15 protein-coding genes are annotated in these 15,791 nt (G+C 68.8%); 14 read left to right on the forward strand and 1 reads right to left on the reverse strand.

Annotated elements, in window-relative coordinates; translation table 11 throughout:
• Positions 1–31: 31 nt before the first annotated feature.
• The 3 genes from ACOQPQ_RS13040 to ACOQPQ_RS13050 all read left to right on the forward strand — a co-directional run bounded on the left by ACOQPQ_RS13040 (position 32) and on the right by ACOQPQ_RS13050 (position 3,286).
• Complete coding sequence (locus ACOQPQ_RS13040; protein ID WP_420639855.1) at positions 32–1,063, forward strand: hypothetical protein; 1,032 nt, start codon at positions 32–34, stop codon at positions 1,061–1,063.
• On the forward strand, positions 1,060–2,727 hold the full coding sequence (locus ACOQPQ_RS13045) for an N-acyl-D-amino-acid deacylase family protein (RefSeq protein WP_420639856.1): 1,668 nt from the start codon (positions 1,060–1,062) through the stop codon (positions 2,725–2,727). The genes ACOQPQ_RS13040 and ACOQPQ_RS13045 overlap by 4 nt, the downstream gene beginning before the upstream one ends.
• A gap of 139 nt (positions 2,728–2,866) precedes the next feature.
• Positions 2,867–3,286 (forward strand): hypothetical protein, encoded by a 420-nt coding sequence (locus ACOQPQ_RS13050; protein ID WP_420639857.1) that lies wholly within the window; start codon positions 2,867–2,869, stop codon positions 3,284–3,286.
• Positions 3,287–3,375: 89 nt separating this feature from the next.
• On the opposite strand, the gene upp is transcribed toward ACOQPQ_RS13050, so the two are convergent.
• Positions 3,376–3,999 (reverse strand): uracil phosphoribosyltransferase, encoded by a 624-nt coding sequence (upp, locus tag ACOQPQ_RS13055; protein ID WP_420639858.1) that lies wholly within the window; start codon positions 3,997–3,999, stop codon positions 3,376–3,378.
• A gap of 124 nt (positions 4,000–4,123) precedes the next feature.
• Between upp and deoC the strand changes: the two genes are divergently transcribed.
• The 11 genes from deoC (at position 4,124) to ACOQPQ_RS13110 (ending at position 15,759) form a co-directional block, all read left to right on the forward strand.
• Entirely contained in the window at positions 4,124–5,050 is a 927-nt protein-coding gene (gene deoC, locus ACOQPQ_RS13060) for a deoxyribose-phosphate aldolase (RefSeq protein WP_420640411.1), read from the forward strand.
• Positions 5,051–5,093: 43 nt separating this feature from the next.
• Positions 5,094–6,551, forward strand: coding sequence for an aldehyde dehydrogenase family protein (locus ACOQPQ_RS13065; protein ID WP_420640412.1), 1,458 nt, complete (start codon positions 5,094–5,096; stop codon positions 6,549–6,551).
• Positions 6,548–7,435: an aldehyde dehydrogenase family protein gene (locus ACOQPQ_RS13070; RefSeq protein WP_420639859.1), complete on the forward strand. Its 888-nt coding sequence runs from the start codon at positions 6,548–6,550 to the stop codon at positions 7,433–7,435. The genes ACOQPQ_RS13065 and ACOQPQ_RS13070 overlap by 4 nt, the downstream gene beginning before the upstream one ends.
• Positions 7,436–7,465: 30 nt before the next feature.
• Complete coding sequence (locus ACOQPQ_RS13075) at positions 7,466–8,107, forward strand: 5' nucleotidase, NT5C type (protein ID WP_420639860.1); 642 nt, start codon at positions 7,466–7,468, stop codon at positions 8,105–8,107.
• Between the two features lie 106 nt (positions 8,108–8,213).
• Positions 8,214–9,758, forward strand: a complete 1,545-nt coding sequence (locus tag ACOQPQ_RS13080) for an ABC transporter ATP-binding protein (protein ID WP_420639861.1) — start codon at positions 8,214–8,216, stop codon at positions 9,756–9,758.
• Positions 9,755–10,906 (forward strand): ABC transporter permease, encoded by a 1,152-nt coding sequence (locus ACOQPQ_RS13085; protein WP_420639862.1) that lies wholly within the window; start codon positions 9,755–9,757, stop codon positions 10,904–10,906. Before ACOQPQ_RS13080 ends, ACOQPQ_RS13085 begins: the two co-directional genes overlap by 4 nt.
• Positions 10,903–12,213, forward strand: a complete 1,311-nt coding sequence (locus tag ACOQPQ_RS13090) for an ABC transporter permease (protein ID WP_420639863.1) — start codon at positions 10,903–10,905, stop codon at positions 12,211–12,213. Before ACOQPQ_RS13085 ends, ACOQPQ_RS13090 begins: the two co-directional genes overlap by 4 nt.
• Before the next feature lie 4 nt (positions 12,214–12,217).
• Positions 12,218–12,619, forward strand: a complete 402-nt coding sequence (locus ACOQPQ_RS13095) for a cytidine deaminase (RefSeq protein ID WP_420639864.1) — start codon at positions 12,218–12,220, stop codon at positions 12,617–12,619.
• A gap of 49 nt (positions 12,620–12,668) precedes the next feature.
• A complete protein-coding gene (locus ACOQPQ_RS13100) occupies positions 12,669–13,943 on the forward strand; it encodes a thymidine phosphorylase (RefSeq protein WP_420639865.1) in 1,275 nt (424 codons plus the stop codon).
• A 62-nt stretch (positions 13,944–14,005) separates the two neighbouring features.
• Positions 14,006–15,076 (forward strand): adenosine deaminase, encoded by a 1,071-nt coding sequence (locus ACOQPQ_RS13105; protein ID WP_420639866.1) that lies wholly within the window; start codon positions 14,006–14,008, stop codon positions 15,074–15,076.
• Positions 15,073–15,759: an HAD family hydrolase gene (locus ACOQPQ_RS13110; protein WP_420639867.1), complete on the forward strand. Its 687-nt coding sequence runs from the start codon at positions 15,073–15,075 to the stop codon at positions 15,757–15,759. The genes ACOQPQ_RS13105 and ACOQPQ_RS13110 overlap by 4 nt, the downstream gene beginning before the upstream one ends.
• Positions 15,760–15,791 lie beyond the last annotated feature (32 nt).

Genomic DNA, 15,791 nt, shown 5'->3' on the forward strand with positions numbered 1-15,791 from the left:
CCGGCGGGTCGTCTGCCGGCAACATGGGCCGGTGTCCGCGGTGGCCATATTGTCCAATCCTCGATCCGGGAGCGACGTTCGGCGACTGCTCACCAGCGCGGCCTCCTCCACCATCGAGAACAAGATCAGCATCCTGCGGAGGGTGATCCACGGAGCGTTCGAGGCCGGCGTGGAACAGGTGGTGCTCACCCGGGATCCCTTCTCCATCACCCGGCGGGCCACCGAGAATCTGCAATTGCCACTGGAGGTCGTCTTTCTCGACCTGCCGCTGTATCACGACGAGCGTGACTCGGTGGAGGCCGCCCGAGCGATGCGCAGCTTCGGCTGCGGGGCGGTGGTGAGCCTGGGGGGCGACGGCACCAACCGGGCGCTGACTCTGGGATGGCCCGATGCCCCGCTGATCCCGCTGTCCACCGGTACCAACAACGCCTTCCCCGTCCACGTGGAACCCACCGTGGCCGGTATGGCCGCGGGCCTCATCGCCACCGGGGCGGTCGACCGGTCGGCCCATTCGGCCCGGGCCAAGGTGGTGGCGGTGGAGGTCCACGGCCCGGCGCCGGATGGGGCCGAAGAATCCTCCGACCTGGCCCTGGTGGACGCGGTGGCCGTGGACGACCCCTACGTGGGCTCCCTCGAATTGTTCGACCCCGAGACGCTCCTGGTCGGCGTGTTCACCCGCGCCGATCCGGCCGCCATCGGCTTCAGTGGTTTGGCCGGTGCCGTCCTGCCCTGCACTCCCGAGGAGGATCGGGGAGTGGTGCTGCAGTTCTCACCCCCCAGCGGGAATCCCGCCCGCCTGGTGCGGGCGCCGCTGGCACCGGGGTGGTTCACCTCGGTGGGCCTGGCGGGAAGCGACTACGTGGACCTGGGTGCGCCCGTGGAGGTGGCGGGCCCCTGCCTGCTGGCCTTCGACGGGGAGCGCAGCCGGCGCCTGCATCCCGGTCAGGTGGCGGCCCTGCGGGTGGTGCGCCACGGTCCTCGGGTGATCGATGTGGGCTCGGTGGTGCATTTTGGCACCAGGGCGGGCGCGTTCGAACTCCGCGTGGGAGACTGTGGGCCATGAGTGCTGACATTGTCATCCGTGGGGGAACCGTGGTGGACGGCTCGGGCGAGCCGGGACGGGAGGCCGATGTCGCCGTCACCGGGGACCGCATCAGCGGGATCGGTTCGGGGCTGACGGGCAAGGTGGAGTTGGACGCCACCGGGCAGGTGGTGGCCCCCGGCTTCATCGACATCCACACCCACTACGACGCCCAGGTGTTCTGGGATCCGGCGCTCAGCCCGTCGTGCTACCACGGGGTGACCTCGGTCATCGCCGGCAACTGCGGGTTCTCCATCGCCCCCACCCGGGCGAGCCACCAGGACCTCATCGCCCGCACGTTGGAGAACGTCGAGGACATGAACGTGGACAGTCTGGCCGAGGGCATCCCCTGGGACTTCGAGACGTTTCCCCAGTACCTGAACTCCATCGACCGCCGGGGGATCGCCCTCAACTTCGGGGCCTACATCGGCCATACCGCCCTGCGGCTGTTCGTGATCGGCGACGAAGCCTACGAGCGGGCATCCACCGAGCAAGAGGTGGCCCGCATGGCCGAGGTGGTGGACGAGGCCCTCGACGCCGGAGCGGCCGGGTTGGCCACCAGCTTTGCCATGACCCATCGGGGGGCCGACGGCCTGCCGATACCCAGCCGTTTGGCCACCCGGGAGGAGTTCGAGGTGCTCATCGGCGTGCTCGGCCACAAGCGACAGGGCGTGGTGTCGGTGGCCCCCGGCGAGCCGGTGGGCATCGACGACCTCTACACCCTGCAGCCCCAAGTGGGCGTGCCGTTCACCTACGGGGCTCTGTTGACCTTCCCCAACGGCCTCCATGAGAAGAGTGCGGCCCGCAACCGTGACGCCTGGGCCGACGGTGTCCAGGTGTGGCCCCAGGTGACTCCCCGGCCGCTCACCTTCCAGATGGTGATGTCCGATCCGTTCACCCTCAACGTGAACCCGGAGTTCGCCGCCCTGATGAGTGAGGATCACGACGCCCGGCTCAAGGCCTACGACGACGAGGACTGGCGCAACCGGACCCTGGAAGCCTTCGAGCACCAGCGGGCCATGCGGCCCCGGTGGGAGACCTTCCAGATCGCCGAGACGTCCTCCCGGCCGGAGCTGATCGGGCGACGGCTGACCGAGGTGGCCGCCGAGCTGGGGGTTCGACCCTTCGACGTGCTGTTGGACACCGCGGTGGCCGACAACCTCACCACCCGGATCAGTTGTGTCATCGCCAACGACGACCCCGAAGGGGTGGCCATGTTGTTGCAGCAGGACGGCTGCACGCTGGGGCTGTCCGATGCCGGAGCCCACGTGGGCCAGCTCTGCGACGCCCCCCAGGCCACCGATTTCCTGGGCAACTGGGTGCGCGACCGCCAACTCATGCCGGTGGAGAAGGCGGTGAGGAAGCTCTCGGGCGTGCAGGCCGACCTGTTCAACCTGGTGGACCGGGGCTACCTCCGGGAAGGGGCGTTTGCCGACGTGGTGGTGTTCGACCCCGACACCGTGGCCCCCGGGCCGCTTCGCCGCGTTCGGGACTTCCCGGCCAACGCCGAGCGGCTGACCGCCGACGCCTCGGTGGGCATCACCCACGTGCTGGTGAACGGAACCCCCATCCGCCGCGACGGCGAGATGGACCAAGCCGGGGTGGACCGCCACCCCGGTGACATCCTGCGACCCTCGGCCCGGTAGGCGGGGGCGGGGGCGGTCCCGCGGTTGTCGAAGAATTTGCCCAAAGTTCTCTGGCGCACGTGGGTTCCGTAGGCCTAAGCTGCGGTTGAACGCATGGGCGACAGCGTGGTCGCTCCCACATGAAGACGAGGAGATCGCCATGGGGGAGAAGACAGACTGGCGCACCGAGTTGAACAAGGCGGGGGCCGACCTGCAGGCGTTGCTTTCCGAGGGCATGCCCGCCGACAATCCCGACGACTGGGTGCCCCGCCTCGAACACAGCCTGGCCCAACTCAGCCGAGCCCTCACCGGGTTCTGCTCCGATTGCGACCTGGGGCTGTACGACGATTGCATCGAACTGGCCCCCCGCCTGGTACCCCAGGTCAACAAGATTCGGGCCGAGCAGGTGCAGCTCCAGGCCTCGGTGCAACAGCAGATCGAGCGACTGCACAGCCAAGAGCCCACCCCCGGTCTGCGCCGGTCGGTGGTCGACCTCGTCCACCGGGTGGATCAGCTCAACCACCACGCCGTCGACGTGGTCTACAGCGCCTACGACACCGACCTGGGGGGACCGGGCTGATCGTTCCCGGAGCCTGCCTCAGGGTTCGCCGAACGCTCCCGCCGGCTGAGGAGCCTGCGCCGATGAGTTTCGCCGTCTGAGGAATCCGCTCAGAGTTCGCCGAACTGGCGGTCGCCGGCGTCGCCCAGTCCGGGGACGATGTAGGCCCGTTCGTTCAGTCCCTCGTCGATGGCCGCGGTGAACAGGCGGGCACCGGGGGCCGCCTCGCCGAGGGCCGCCACCCCCTCGGGGGCGGCCAGCACACACACTGCGGTGATCCGTCCGGCCCCGGCGGCGGCCATCCGACCGCACACGTAGGCCAGCGATCCCCCGGTGGCCAGCATGGGCTCGAGCACCAGCACCGACCGACCGCCCAGATCGTCGGGCACGGTGTTGAGATAGGGCTCGGGCAGGAACGTCTCCTCGTTGCGGCGGACCCCGAGAAAGCCCACGGCGGCATCGGGCAACAGCTCCTGGGCGGCGGCCAGCATGCCCAGGCCGGCCCGCAGCACCGGCACCAGCAGTGGGGGATGGTCGATGCGTACCCCGGAGGTCGGGGCCAGGGGGGTGTCGATGCCCACGGTGGTGACGGGCACGTCCCGGAGGGCCTCGTAGATCATCAAACCGCTGAGTTCCCCGAGTGCCGTGCGGAACGCTGCCGAGCCGGTCTCGGCGCTCCGCAACACGGACAGGCGGGCTTGCACCAGCGGGTGATCGACGACGGATACCTCCATCGCCCCACCATAGGTTGAGCGCTCTGAGGATCGTGGGTTGGACGGCCACTCGGGGGGCTAGGCACCCGGCTCGGTGTTCTCCTGTGGGGTTGCCAGCCCTATCCTGGTCCGGGTGAGCGATCTGCTGGCGGTGGAAGCCCCCACCGGGGCCGCCGATGCCGTGGCCGGAGTGCGGATCACCCCGGTGGACGCGGTGGGTTTGGAACAGCGGGCGGCCCTGCTGTGTACCCGGTCGATCAAGACCACATCCAAGGCCGCCGCGCTGGAGCTGGCGGTGCGGTGCATGGACTTGACCACCCTGGAGGGGGCGGACAGTCCCGGCCGGGTGGCGGCCCTGTGTGCCCGGGCGCAGCGCCCCGATGCCGTCGATCCCACGGTGCCGCCGGTGGCCGCCGTGTGCGTCTACCCCGAGTTGGTGCCCGTGGCCGTGGAGGCGTTGGCGGCGAGTCCGGTGGTGGTGGCCAGCGTGGCCGGCGGCTTTCCCGCGGGGTTGGCCCCCCTGGAGGCCCGCTTGGCGGAAATCGCCTGGGCGGTGGCCGCCGGGGCCCACGAAATCGACATCGTGTTGAACCGTTCGGCGTTTCTCGCCGGCCGCTATCAGCAGGCTTATGAAGAAATCGCCGCGGCCAAACAAGCCTGCGGTTCCGCCCATCTGAAGGTGATCCTGGAGACCGGGGAACTGGGTTCCTACGACCAGGTGCGGCGGGCCTCCATGCTGGCCATGGTGGCCGGGGCCGACTTCATCAAGACCTCCACCGGCAAGATCGGTACGGCGGCCACCCCCGCGGTGGCCCTGTGCATGGCCGAGGCCATCCGGGACATGGCCGACCAAACCGGCACCCTGGTCGGCCTGAAGTTGGCCGGGGGCATCCGTACGGCCAAGCAGGCCTGGCACTACCTGGTGATCGTGGGTGAGACCCTGGGAGCCGGGTGGCTGTCGCCGGAGCGGTTCCGCCTGGGCGCGTCCAGCCTGCTCAACGACGTGCTCATGCAGCGGGCCAAACTCCGCGACGGTCGGTACCAGCGGCGGGAGGACTTCAGCGTTGACTGACACGACCGACCGGAGTCCGGTGCCGACGCCACCCACGGGGACGGTGGAAGCCGCTCCCGATTTTCGGCTGGACTACGCCCCCGCCCCCGAGTCGGCGGCCCCGGTTCGCTTGGCTCCGCAGTACGGGGCGTTCATCGGCGGCGAGATGGTCGAGTCGACGGGAGGGGAGGTGGTCCCCACCATCAACCCCGCCACCAACCGGCCCCTGGCCGAGGTAGCCATGGGATCGAAGGCCGACATCGATCGAGCGGTGACCGCCGCCCGGTCGGCCTGGGAGGGGGGGTGGCGGGATCTCTCCGGCGCCAATCGGGCCAAGTATCTGTACCGCATCGCCCGACTGCTCCAGGAGCGGGCTCGGGAGTTCGCCGTGCTCGAGACCATGGACAACGGCAAGCCCATCCGGGAATCGCGGGACTTCGACATTCCCATGGCCGCCGCTCACTTCTTCTACTACGCCGGATGGGCCGACAAGCTGGAGTACGCCTTCAACGGTCGGCGGGCGGTTCCGTTGGGCGTGGCCGGGCAGGTGATTCCCTGGAACTTCCCCTTGCTCATGGCCGCATGGAAGTTGGCCCCGGCTCTGGCCTGTGGCAACACGGTGGTGCTCAAGCCGGCGCCTACCACTCCGCTGAGCGCGTTGTTGCTGGCGGAGGTGTTGCAGGACGCGGAGCTGCCGCCGGGGGTGGTCAACATCGTTCCCGGGGGCGACCAAGCGGGCGCCGCCCTGGTGGCCCATCCCGGGGTGGACAAGATCGCCTTCACCGGTTCGACAGCCGTGGGCCGGGAGATCGGGGCGGCCCTGGCGGGCAGCGGCAAGCGGCTCACCCTGGAGTTGGGGGGCAAGGCGGCCAACATCGTGTTCGACGACGCCGCCCTCGACCAGGTGACCGAAGGCATCGTGAACGGCATCTACTTCAACGGCGGCCAGGTGTGCTGCGCGGGGTCCCGTCTGTTGGTGCAGGAGACGGTGGCCGACGAGGTGGTGACCCGGTTGCAGCGGCGAATGGACACCCTGCGGGTGGGCGATCCCCTGGACAAGAACACCGACATCGGGGCGGTCAACTCGAAGGACCAGCTCCAGCGGATCCGGGAGTTGGTGGCCGCCGGGGAACAGGAAGGGGCCACGCGGTTCTCTCCCGAGTGCTCGCTGCCCGAACAAGGGTTCTTCCACCCACCCACGCTGTTCACCAACGTGTCCACCGCCCATCGCATCGCCCGAGAGGAGATCTTCGGCCCGGTGCTGTCGGTGCTCACCTTTCGCACGGCCGAAGAGGCGGTGGCCAAGGCCAACAACACCGCCTACGGGTTGTCGGCCGGCATCTGGACCGAGAAGGGATCGCGGATCTTGTGGATGGCCGAGCAGATGCGGGCCGGGGTGGTGTGGGCCAACACGTTCAACCGGTTCGACCCGTCCAGCCCGTTCGGCGGCTATCAGGACAGCGGCTACGGCCGGGAGGGCGGTCGGGCGGGTTTGGCGCCCTACGCGGAGTTGGTGCCGTGAGCGGGGTCGAGGCCGGGCGGCTGGGGGTCAACAAGACCTTCAAGCAGTACATCGGTGGGGCCTTCGAGCGGTCGGAGTCGGGCCGGTCGTACCCGGTGTACGGGGCCGACGGCGCGCTGTTGGCCCACGCCGTCCAGGGTTCCCGCAAGGACATCCGGGCTGCGGTGGGTTCGGCCCGTGCCGCCCAGCCGGGCTGGGCCGGGCGTACCGCCTACAACCGGGGGCAGATTCTCTACCGGATCGCCGAGGTGATGGAGTCGCGCCGGGCCGAGTTCTGCGCCGAACTCAGCCGCTCGGGCAACGGGGCCACTGCGCAGGATGCGGAGGCCGAGACGGCGGCGGCCATCGACCGCTGGGTGTGGTACGCCGGGTGGGCGGACAAGTACGTCTCGGTGCTCGGTGGGGCCAACCCGGTGGCCGGCCCCTATTTCAATTTGAGCGTGCCCGAACCCACCGGCGTGGTGGGGGTGGTGGGCCCCGACGATCATCCGCTGCTGGGGTTGGTGTCGCGACTGGCCCCGGTCATCGTGGCGGGCAACACCGCGGTGGTGGTGGCCTCCGAGCACCGCCCGCTGGTGGCCGTCACATTGGCGGAGACCCTGGCGCTCAGCGACGTGCCCGCTGGGGTGGTGAACATTTGTACCGGGCACCGGCTCGAGATGGTGCTGCCCCTGGCCGATCACGCCGATGTCAACGGGTTGGACCTCACCGGGTGCGATGCCGAGTTGGCCGCCGACGCCCAGCGTCGGGCGGCGGCCACCATCACCCGGGTGGCGGTGGCCACCGAAGCCGAACGGCGGTGGTTCTCGGCCGACGCCCAGAGCCCTTATCTCATCGACGCCTTCTGCGAGACCAAGACGGTCTGGCATCCCAAGGGTCGTTGACGCCCACCGTGGTCTACCACCGGTGAGGACATGAGCGAGCAGGGGTTCGTTTTGGGGGTGGACCTCGACGGGGTGTGCGCCCAGCACACCCTGGCGTTTCGCAACGTGGTTGCGGCCGAGAAGCGTGTGCCGGTGGAGTCGCTCCCCTTGGACTGCAGTTGGGGATTCGAGGAGTGGGGATTCGCCGACGGTGACTTCGAGGAGTACCACCGTCTGGCAGTGACCAAGCACCGCATGTTGGCCGAAATGGCGGCCATGCCCGGCGCGGCCAAGGCGCTGTGGCGGCTGTCGGAGGCCGGGGTGTGGATTCGCATCATCACCCACCGGCTCTACACCAACTGGGACCACGCCATCGCCGCCGGTGACACCGCCGAATGGTTGGACAAGGCCAAGATCCCCTACCGGGACTTGTGCTTCGTGGGCGGCAAGACGGCGGTGGACGCCCACCTGTACATCGAGGACGCCCCCCACAACGTGGAGGCGTTGCGGGCCGAAGGACGAACCGTCATCGTGTTCGACCAGCCCTACAACCGGGAGCTGGATTCCCCCCGAGCCACGAGTTGGGAGGAGGCCGAGACCCTGGTGTTCGAGGCGCTGGCCGCCCACACCGGCGCCGTGCAACATCAACTCCCCGGCTTCGACCCCAGCACCGACCGCCTCGACCGCCGCTGAACACCCCGCCTCCGGGGCCGGGTCCCCAATGGCTGCACCTCCACCACACCATCAACCGCGGTGGTTGGCCATGGCCGGGCTCTTCATGGCGTAGCCTGGGCTGCGGATGGCTGAAGCAGGCAAGGCCGCCACCGGCCCGGTGCTGGAGGTGGAGGGAATCACCAAGACTTTTCCGGGGGTGGTGGCCAACGACAACGTGAGCCTGACCCTGGAGCAGGGTGAGATCCATTGCCTGCTGGGGGAGAACGGCGCGGGGAAGAGCACGCTGGTCAACATGGTGTTCGGGCTGTATCGGCCCGACCGGGGCACCATTCGGGTGCGAGGGGAGGCGGTGAGCTTCGCCGACTCGGGGGACGCCATCGCCCGGGGCATCGGCATGGTGCATCAGCACTTCCAGCTCATCCCCGTTTTCACGGTGGCCGAGAACATCATCCTGGGCAACGAGGTCACCCGAGGGGGCTTTCTCGATCTGGACTCCGCCCGCCGCCAGATCGACGCATTGGCAGAGCGGTACGGCCTGGCCGTGGACCCCGACTCCATCGTGGGCGACCTTTCGGTGGGCGAGCAACAGCGGGTGGAGCTGGTGAAGGCCCTGTTCCGTGACGCCGACATTCTGATCCTCGACGAGCCCACCGCGGTGCTCACTCCCGGCGAGGTGGACGACTTCTTCACCGTGGTGGAGAGCCTCACCAACCAGGGCAAGTCCATCATCTTCATCACCCACAAGCTGCGCGAGGTACTGGCCGTGGCCGACCGCATCACCGTGCTGCGGGGGGGCCGGGTGGTGGGCTCGGCCACCGCCGACGGTGCCACCCAGCAGTCACTGGCCAACCTCATGGTCGGCCGGGATGTGGTCTTCCGGGTGGACAAGGTCACGGCCAGACCGGGGGAACCGGTGATCCAGGTGCAGGGGCTGCGCGCGGCCGACGACCGGGGCGTAGAGACGGTCACCGGCTTGGACGTGGAGGTCCACGCCGGCGAGATCTTCGGCATCGCCGGTGTGGAGGGCAACGGCCAGCGAGAGCTGGTCGAGGCCATCTGCGGCATGCGTCCGGCCGGCGGGGGTCAGGTGAAGATGCTGGGCCACGACACCACGGGCTGGGCTCCCCGCCAAATCACCGAGTTGGGGGTGGCCCACGTTCCCGAGAATCGCAACAAGCACGGGCTGGTGGCCCAGTACTCGGTGGCCGACAATCTGGTGCTGAACCGCTACCACCATCGCCCCTTCTCCCGTCGAGGGGTCCGCAATGCTGCCGCCATCAGTGCAGAGGCCGCTCACCTTGTACGGCAATTCGACGTGCGCACCCCCGGGGTGGAGGCCGCCATGAACACCCTTTCGGGCGGCAACCAGCAAAAGGTGATCGTGGCTCGGGAACTGAGCGGCGAACTGCGCGCCCTGGTGGTGGCCCAGCCCACTCGAGGATTGGACGTGGGCTCCATCGAGTTCATCCACCGCAAGATCATCGAACTGCGTGACCGGGGAATTGGGGTGCTCTTGGTGTCTGCTGAACTGGACGAGATCATGTCACTGTCCGACCGCATCGGCGTGCTCTACCGGGGCGCCCTGGTGGGCACGGTGGACGCGGCCGACGCCACCAGGGAGCACCTGGGCTTGCTCATGGCCACCGGGAGTGACGGGGACCAATTGTGAACGGGGTGAACAACAGCCTCATCAAGGCCACCGGCCAGGCCCACCGCCTGTTGACCGAGGCCTGGCGACTGCAGCCGTTGTACGTGTCGTTCTACGCCATTCTGCTTTCGTTCATCGTGGGTGGTGTGCTGATCTCCATCATCGGGGTCAACCCCTTCACCGCCTATTGGGCCCTGCTGCGGGGCATGGTGGGCGGGGGTGACGCCCTGGCCGGTTCGGTGGCCCGCTCGGTGCCGTTCATCGGCTCGGCGCTGGCGCTGGCCTTCGCTTTCCGGGCCGGGTTGTTCAACATCGGTGCCGAGGGGCAGCTTCTGGCCGGGGGGATCACCGCCGCCTGGGTGGGCGCGCTGTCGTGGATGTCGGATCTGCCCGGCATCGTGGCCATCCCGTTGGTGCTGGTGGCCGGCACCCTCGGCGGGGCCATTTGGGGCGGGATTCCCGGCGTGCTGCGGGCCAAAACCGGGGCCCACGAGGTGATCAGCACCATCATGCTCAACTCCCTGGTGCTGTTCGGCGTGCGCTGGATGGTGAACTCCCGCGATCCGGTGGTCCTACGGGACACCGAGAGCACCGTTCCCCGCACCAAGACCATCTCCGACACCGCCGTGCTTCCCGAGCTGGTGGACAGCCAGCCGACGCTCCACGTCGGGCTGATCGCCCTGGTGGGGGTGAGCCTGGTGGTGGCCTTCGTGCTGAGCCGCACCACTTTCGGGTTCGAGGTGGGAACGGTGGGGCTCAACCCCCACGCCTCCCACTACGCGGGCATCAACGTGAACCGGGTGATCGTGGCCTCCATGGCCGCGTCGGGCGCGTTCGCGGGCTTGGCCGCCGCTTCGGAGATTTCCGGCACCAACGAGTTCTTCCAACCGGGCACGTTCTTTCTGATGGGCTTCGACGGCATCGCCATCGCCCTGTTGGCCCGCACCAACCCGGTGGCTATCCTCGCCGCCGCCCTGTTGTGGGGCTCGATGCTGTCGGGTGCCCCCCTGATGCAACAGGAAGCCGACGTGTCCATCGATGTGGTGCGGATCATCCAGGCCTTGGTGCTGTTGTTCGTGGCCGCCGACGCCATCGTCCGCTACCTCTTCCGGGTGCGGGCCCACGACCACAGCCCGTTCAAGGCCACCGCGGCCGGGGGGGCCACGTGACCTCCGTCCAACACACCGTGGGCCTGGCCCGAACGCCCACTCGGGCCCGCTTGGACCGCCATTCGGTGGCCGGGCTGTTGTTCGGCCTGGTGGGCGTGGCCCTCATCGTCGGGGTGATGCCGAGCATCAACGACACCGGCCGGCGCTTCAATTTCGAGCCCCCGCCCGATCCGGCGGGCATCGGATTCGACCCCCCCATGTGGGTGCTGGCCATCGGCGTCCTGTATCTGGTGACGGCCGCCCTGGGTTTCGCCCCTGCCGGACTTCGCCGGTGGGCCGGTCCGGCCCGGCTCCTGAGCGCGTTGGCGTTCGTGCCGCTTCTACTGGTTCTGAGCCTGGCCCTGTCCGACAACGCCGGCACCAACGTGGTCAACCTGCTCCACGAGTCCCTGGTGCTGGCCACCCCCCTGGCCCTGGGGGCCATGACCGGCCTGTGGAGTGAACGCTCGGGGATCATCAACATCGGCATCGAGGGCACCATGTTGGCCAGCGCGGGCATCGGTTACATGACCTACGCCACCATCGGCGACGCCCAGTCCACTGGGTGGCTCTGGTTCTCGATCCTCATCTCGGTGGTGGCCGGTGGCCTGGTGGCCGCCCTGTTGGCCGTGCTGACCATCCGTTACGGGGTGAATCAGATCGTGGCGGGGGTGGTGATCAACCTGTTTGCCCTCGGGCTCACCGGATTTCTGCGCTCGGAGGTGATCGTCAAGAGCGGCATCACCACCGGGGTGGGCACCGCGGAGTTCGGTCTGCCCTGGTTGAAGAACATCCCGGTGGTGGGTGACCAGCTCTTTTGGGGCAAGCCCATCTATTGGATGATGTACCTGGTGGTGATCGCCACCTGGGTGGTGATGTTCCGAACCCCGTGGGGATTGCGGGTGCGTTCGTGCGGGGAGAACCCCCACGCCGCCGAAACCCTGGGGGTGGACGTGGTGCGAATCCGCTACCAGTCGGTGATCCTGGGCGGGTTGATCGCCGGGCTGGCCGGGGCCTGGTTCTCCATGGAGTCGCAGGCCCGATTCGAGGACAACATGACCAACGCCGCCGGGTTCATCGCCCTGGCCGCCCTGATCTTCGGCAAGTGGACACCGTGGGGGGCCTTCGGCGGCGCGGTCTTGTTCGGCTTCTCCCGGGCGCTGGGCACCCGTCTCCAGTTCCTCGGCGTGGAGGTGAGCGGCTTCGAGATCCCCAGCGAGTTCTTCCAGGCCCTCCCCTTCGTGGTCACCCTGGTGGTGGTGGCGGGCGCGGTGGGCCGGTCGATACCCCCGGCGGCCTCCGGGCAGCCCTATCGCCGAAGCGGCTAGCGGCGTGTCGGATCCTGCGGGTTCCCAACAGGCGGTTTCGTGGAGCGAGCTGTGGGCCGCCGCTCGGCGGGCGGCCGCCGCGGCCTACGCCCCCTATTCCAAATTGTCGGTGGGCGCGGCCGCGCTGACCGGCGATGGTCGGGTGGTGACCGGCTGCAACGTGGAGAACGCCTCCTACGGGCTCACGCTGTGTGCCGAGTGCGGCCTGGTTGGCGACCTGCACCGCACCGGGGGAGGCCGCTTGGTGGCGGTGGCGGTGACCGACGGCGACGGCAACCCGCTCACCCCGTGCGGCCGATGCCGCCAGCTCCTCTACGAGGCGGGAGGCGCAACCTGCGAGGTGAACGAGACCCTCACCGTAGGTGATCTGTTGCCCGGAGCGTTCGGCCCGGACGATCTGCCATGACACTGTTGGTGGCCGGTCGACCCCGTCGGCATCCAATGGAGCACCGCTCGTGAACGCCGTGGACCTGATCGTGGCCAAGCGGGACGGCGGGGAGTTGAGCGACCAGGAAATCAACTGGTTCATCAGCGGGGTCACCGCCGGGCGGATTCCCCCCGAGCAGGCCGCCGCCCTGCTCATGGCCATCGTGTGGCGGGGCTTGTCCGACCGGGAGTTGGCCACCTGGACCGCGGCCATGATCCACAGCGGTCGGCGTTTGGACCTGTCCGCCTTGGATCGGCCCACGGTGGACAAGCACTCCACCGGCGGGGTGGGTGACAAGGTGTCGCTCGTGCTGTGTCCGCTGGTGGCCGCGTGCGGGGCGGCCGTGCCCCAGCTCTCGGGACGGGGGCTGGGTCATTCCGGGGGCACCCTCGACAAGATGGAGGCCATAACCGGTTGGCGGGCCGAGGTGGGCTTTGATCGATTCCTGGAACAGCTAGGACAAGTGGGCGCGGTCATCGCCGCGGCGGGCGACGATCTGGCCCCGGCCGACCGGGTGCTGTATGCCCTGCGGGATGTGACCGGCACGGTGGCGTCGGTTCCGCTGATCGCCAGCTCGATCATGTCCAAGAAGATCGCCGAGGGCACCGCCGGGCTGGTGCTGGACGTGAAGTTCGGCTCCGGGGCGTTTCTGCCCGATCCCGCCGACGGTGAGATTCTGGCCCGGACCATGGTGGGGTTGGGTCAAGCTCACGGCGTGGAAACGGTGGCGCTGCTCACCGCTATGGACCAGCCCCTGGGCTGGGCGGCGGGCAACGCCCTAGAAGTGGCCGAAGCGGTGGATGCCCTGGCCGGTGGTGGCCCCGCCGACCTGGTCGAGGTGACCCTGGCCCTGGCCCGAGAGATGGTCGCCATGGCCCACCTCGACGCCGATCCGGCCACGGTGCTGGCCTCGGGCCGAGCCATGGACACCTGGCGGGCCATGGTGGGCGCCCAAGGAGGCGACCCTGACGCCCCGCTCCCGGTCGCCCGCGAGGTCGACCAGTGGCGGGCCCCCGCCGACGGCTACGTCAACCGGATCGACGCCCTGGCCGTGGGCACCGCCGCCTGGCGACTGGGCGCCGGCCGAGCCCGCAAGGAAGACCCCGTCTCTCCCGTGGCCGGCGTCCGCCTCCTGCGGACCGCCGGCGACCATGTGACCGCCGGCACCCCCCTGGCCGAACTCCACACCGACAACCCCGATCTCCTCCCCGCCGCCCACGAAGCCCTCGCCGACGCCCTGACCCTCACCCCGACCCCTCCACCATCGCAGCCCCTGATCCGAACCCGGATCGCGGAGGGCTGAATCGTCGTACGCGCCGCCACGAACGACGCACGAAGCCAGCCCCGCTACGTACGCTTGGGCTCATGACGAGACCCACGACCGAGGCGGTGCGGGCGGCGCCGAAGGTGCTGTTGCATGACCATCTGGATGGGGGGTTGCGGCCCAAGACGGTGGTGGAGCTGGCGAAGGAGACCGGGTACGGGGGGTTGCCCACCACCGATGCCGAGGACCTGGCCCGGTGGATGGTGCGGGGGGCCAGCCGACTCGACCTCACCCTGTACCTGGAGACGTTCGCCCACACCGTGGGGGTGATGCAAACCCGCGACGCCCTGGAGCGGGTGGCCGCCGAGTGCGCCGAGGACCTCGACGCGGACGGCGTGGCGTACGCCGAGGTCCGGTTCGCTCCCGAGCTGCACACTGAGGGCGGGCTGAGCCTGGACGAGGTGGTGAAAGCGGTGGTGGCCGGATTCGCGGCCGGCAGCGAGGGTCGGCCAATCCGCATCGGCACCCTGGTCACCGCCATGCGCACCGCGGCCCGCTCCTTGGAGATCGCCGAGTTGGCCGTGCGCCACCGGGATCGCGGCGTGGTGGGGTTCGACATCGCGGGCGCCGAGGCCGGCAACCCGCCCACCCGGCACCTGGATGCCTTCCACCTGATCCAACGGGCCAACTTCCACTTTACCATCCATGCCGGCGAGGCCTACGGGCCGCCGTCCATATGGGAAGCCGTTCAGTACTGCGGCACCGAGCGGCTGGGTCACGGGGTCCGCATCGTGGACGACATCGAATTCGACACCGGCGAAGCCCCCCGCCTGGGTCGCCTGGCCGCCTACGTACGAGACCGCCGCATCCCCCTGGAGCTGTGCCCCACCTCCAACGTGCACACCGGGGCGGCGCCGTCCATCGCCGAACACCCCATCAAAGTGCTGAACGACCTTCGGTTCCGGGTGACGGTCAACACCGACAACCGCCTGATGAGCGCCACCTCCATGACCAAAGAGGTGATGCAGTTGGTGGAGGAGTTCGATTTCGGATGGGCCGACATCCGGTGGCTTACCATCAACGCCATGAAGAGTGCGTTCATCCCCTTCGACGAACGGCTGGACATCATCAACCAGGTCATCAAACCGGCTTACGCACCCCTCGTGTCGTGATCGACACCGTGGGGCTGGACGCCGACGACACCCTCTGGCACAACGAGACGATCTTCGCCGACTACGAAGACCGCATGGCCCGCTTGGTGGCTCGCTACCTGCCCGACGTGGACTTCCACCAACGGCTCATCGAGCTGGAGCGTCACAACGTGGCCATCTTCGGATACGGCATCAAGGGATTCGTGCTGTCGATGATCGAGACCGCCATCGAAGCCACCGAGGGGCGCATCACCGCCGAGGAAATCCACACCATCGTGGGGTGGGCCAAAGAGATGCACGCCCACCCGGTGGAGCTGCTCGACGGCGTAGCCGAGACCGTCCATGAGCTGGAGCACCACTACCGGCTGGTGCTCATCACCAAGGGCGACCTGTGGAACCAAGAAGCCAAGATCGCCGCCTCGGGTTTGGCCGACCACTTCGACGCGGTGGAGATCGTGGCCGAAAAGGACGAGGCCACCTACGCCCGCCTGTTCGAGCGCCACGACATCGCCCCGGAGCACTTCGTGATGGTGGGCAACTCCGTGCGCTCCGACATCGAACCGGTGGTGGCCCTCGGGGCTCGGGCCGTCCACATCCCCTACCACCTCACCTGGGACCTCGAAGCCCCCACCGCCATCCCCCACAACGGTTGGGTCGAACTCCCCGACATCCGCCAACTCCCCACCTGGCTAACCGATCAGTAGCCATCAGAGCGACCACTGATTCAGGCTGCTTC

It is taken from the genome of Candidatus Poriferisocius sp. (assembly GCF_965219775.1).
In the GTDB taxonomy this organism is placed as follows: domain Bacteria; phylum Actinomycetota; class Acidimicrobiia; order Acidimicrobiales; family Bin134; genus Poriferisocius.

Excerpts from the sequence above, each read along its gene's own strand:
- ACOQPQ_RS13045 (WP_420639856.1), top strand. The coding sequence starts at position 1,060 with ATGAGTGCTGACATTGTCATCCGTGGGGGAACCGTGGTGGACGGCTCG.
- ACOQPQ_RS13050 (WP_420639857.1), top strand. The coding sequence starts at position 2,867 with ATGGGGGAGAAGACAGACTGGCGCACCGAGTTGAACAAGGCGGGGGCC.
- upp (WP_420639858.1), bottom strand. The coding sequence starts at position 3,999 with ATGGAGGTATCCGTCGTCGATCACCCGCTGGTGCAAGCCCGCCTGTCC.
- ACOQPQ_RS13075 (WP_420639860.1), top strand. The coding sequence starts at position 7,466 with ATGAGCGAGCAGGGGTTCGTTTTGGGGGTGGACCTCGACGGGGTGTGC.
- ACOQPQ_RS13080 (WP_420639861.1), top strand. The coding sequence starts at position 8,214 with ATGGCTGAAGCAGGCAAGGCCGCCACCGGCCCGGTGCTGGAGGTGGAG.
- ACOQPQ_RS13105 (WP_420639866.1), top strand. The coding sequence starts at position 14,006 with ATGACGAGACCCACGACCGAGGCGGTGCGGGCGGCGCCGAAGGTGCTG.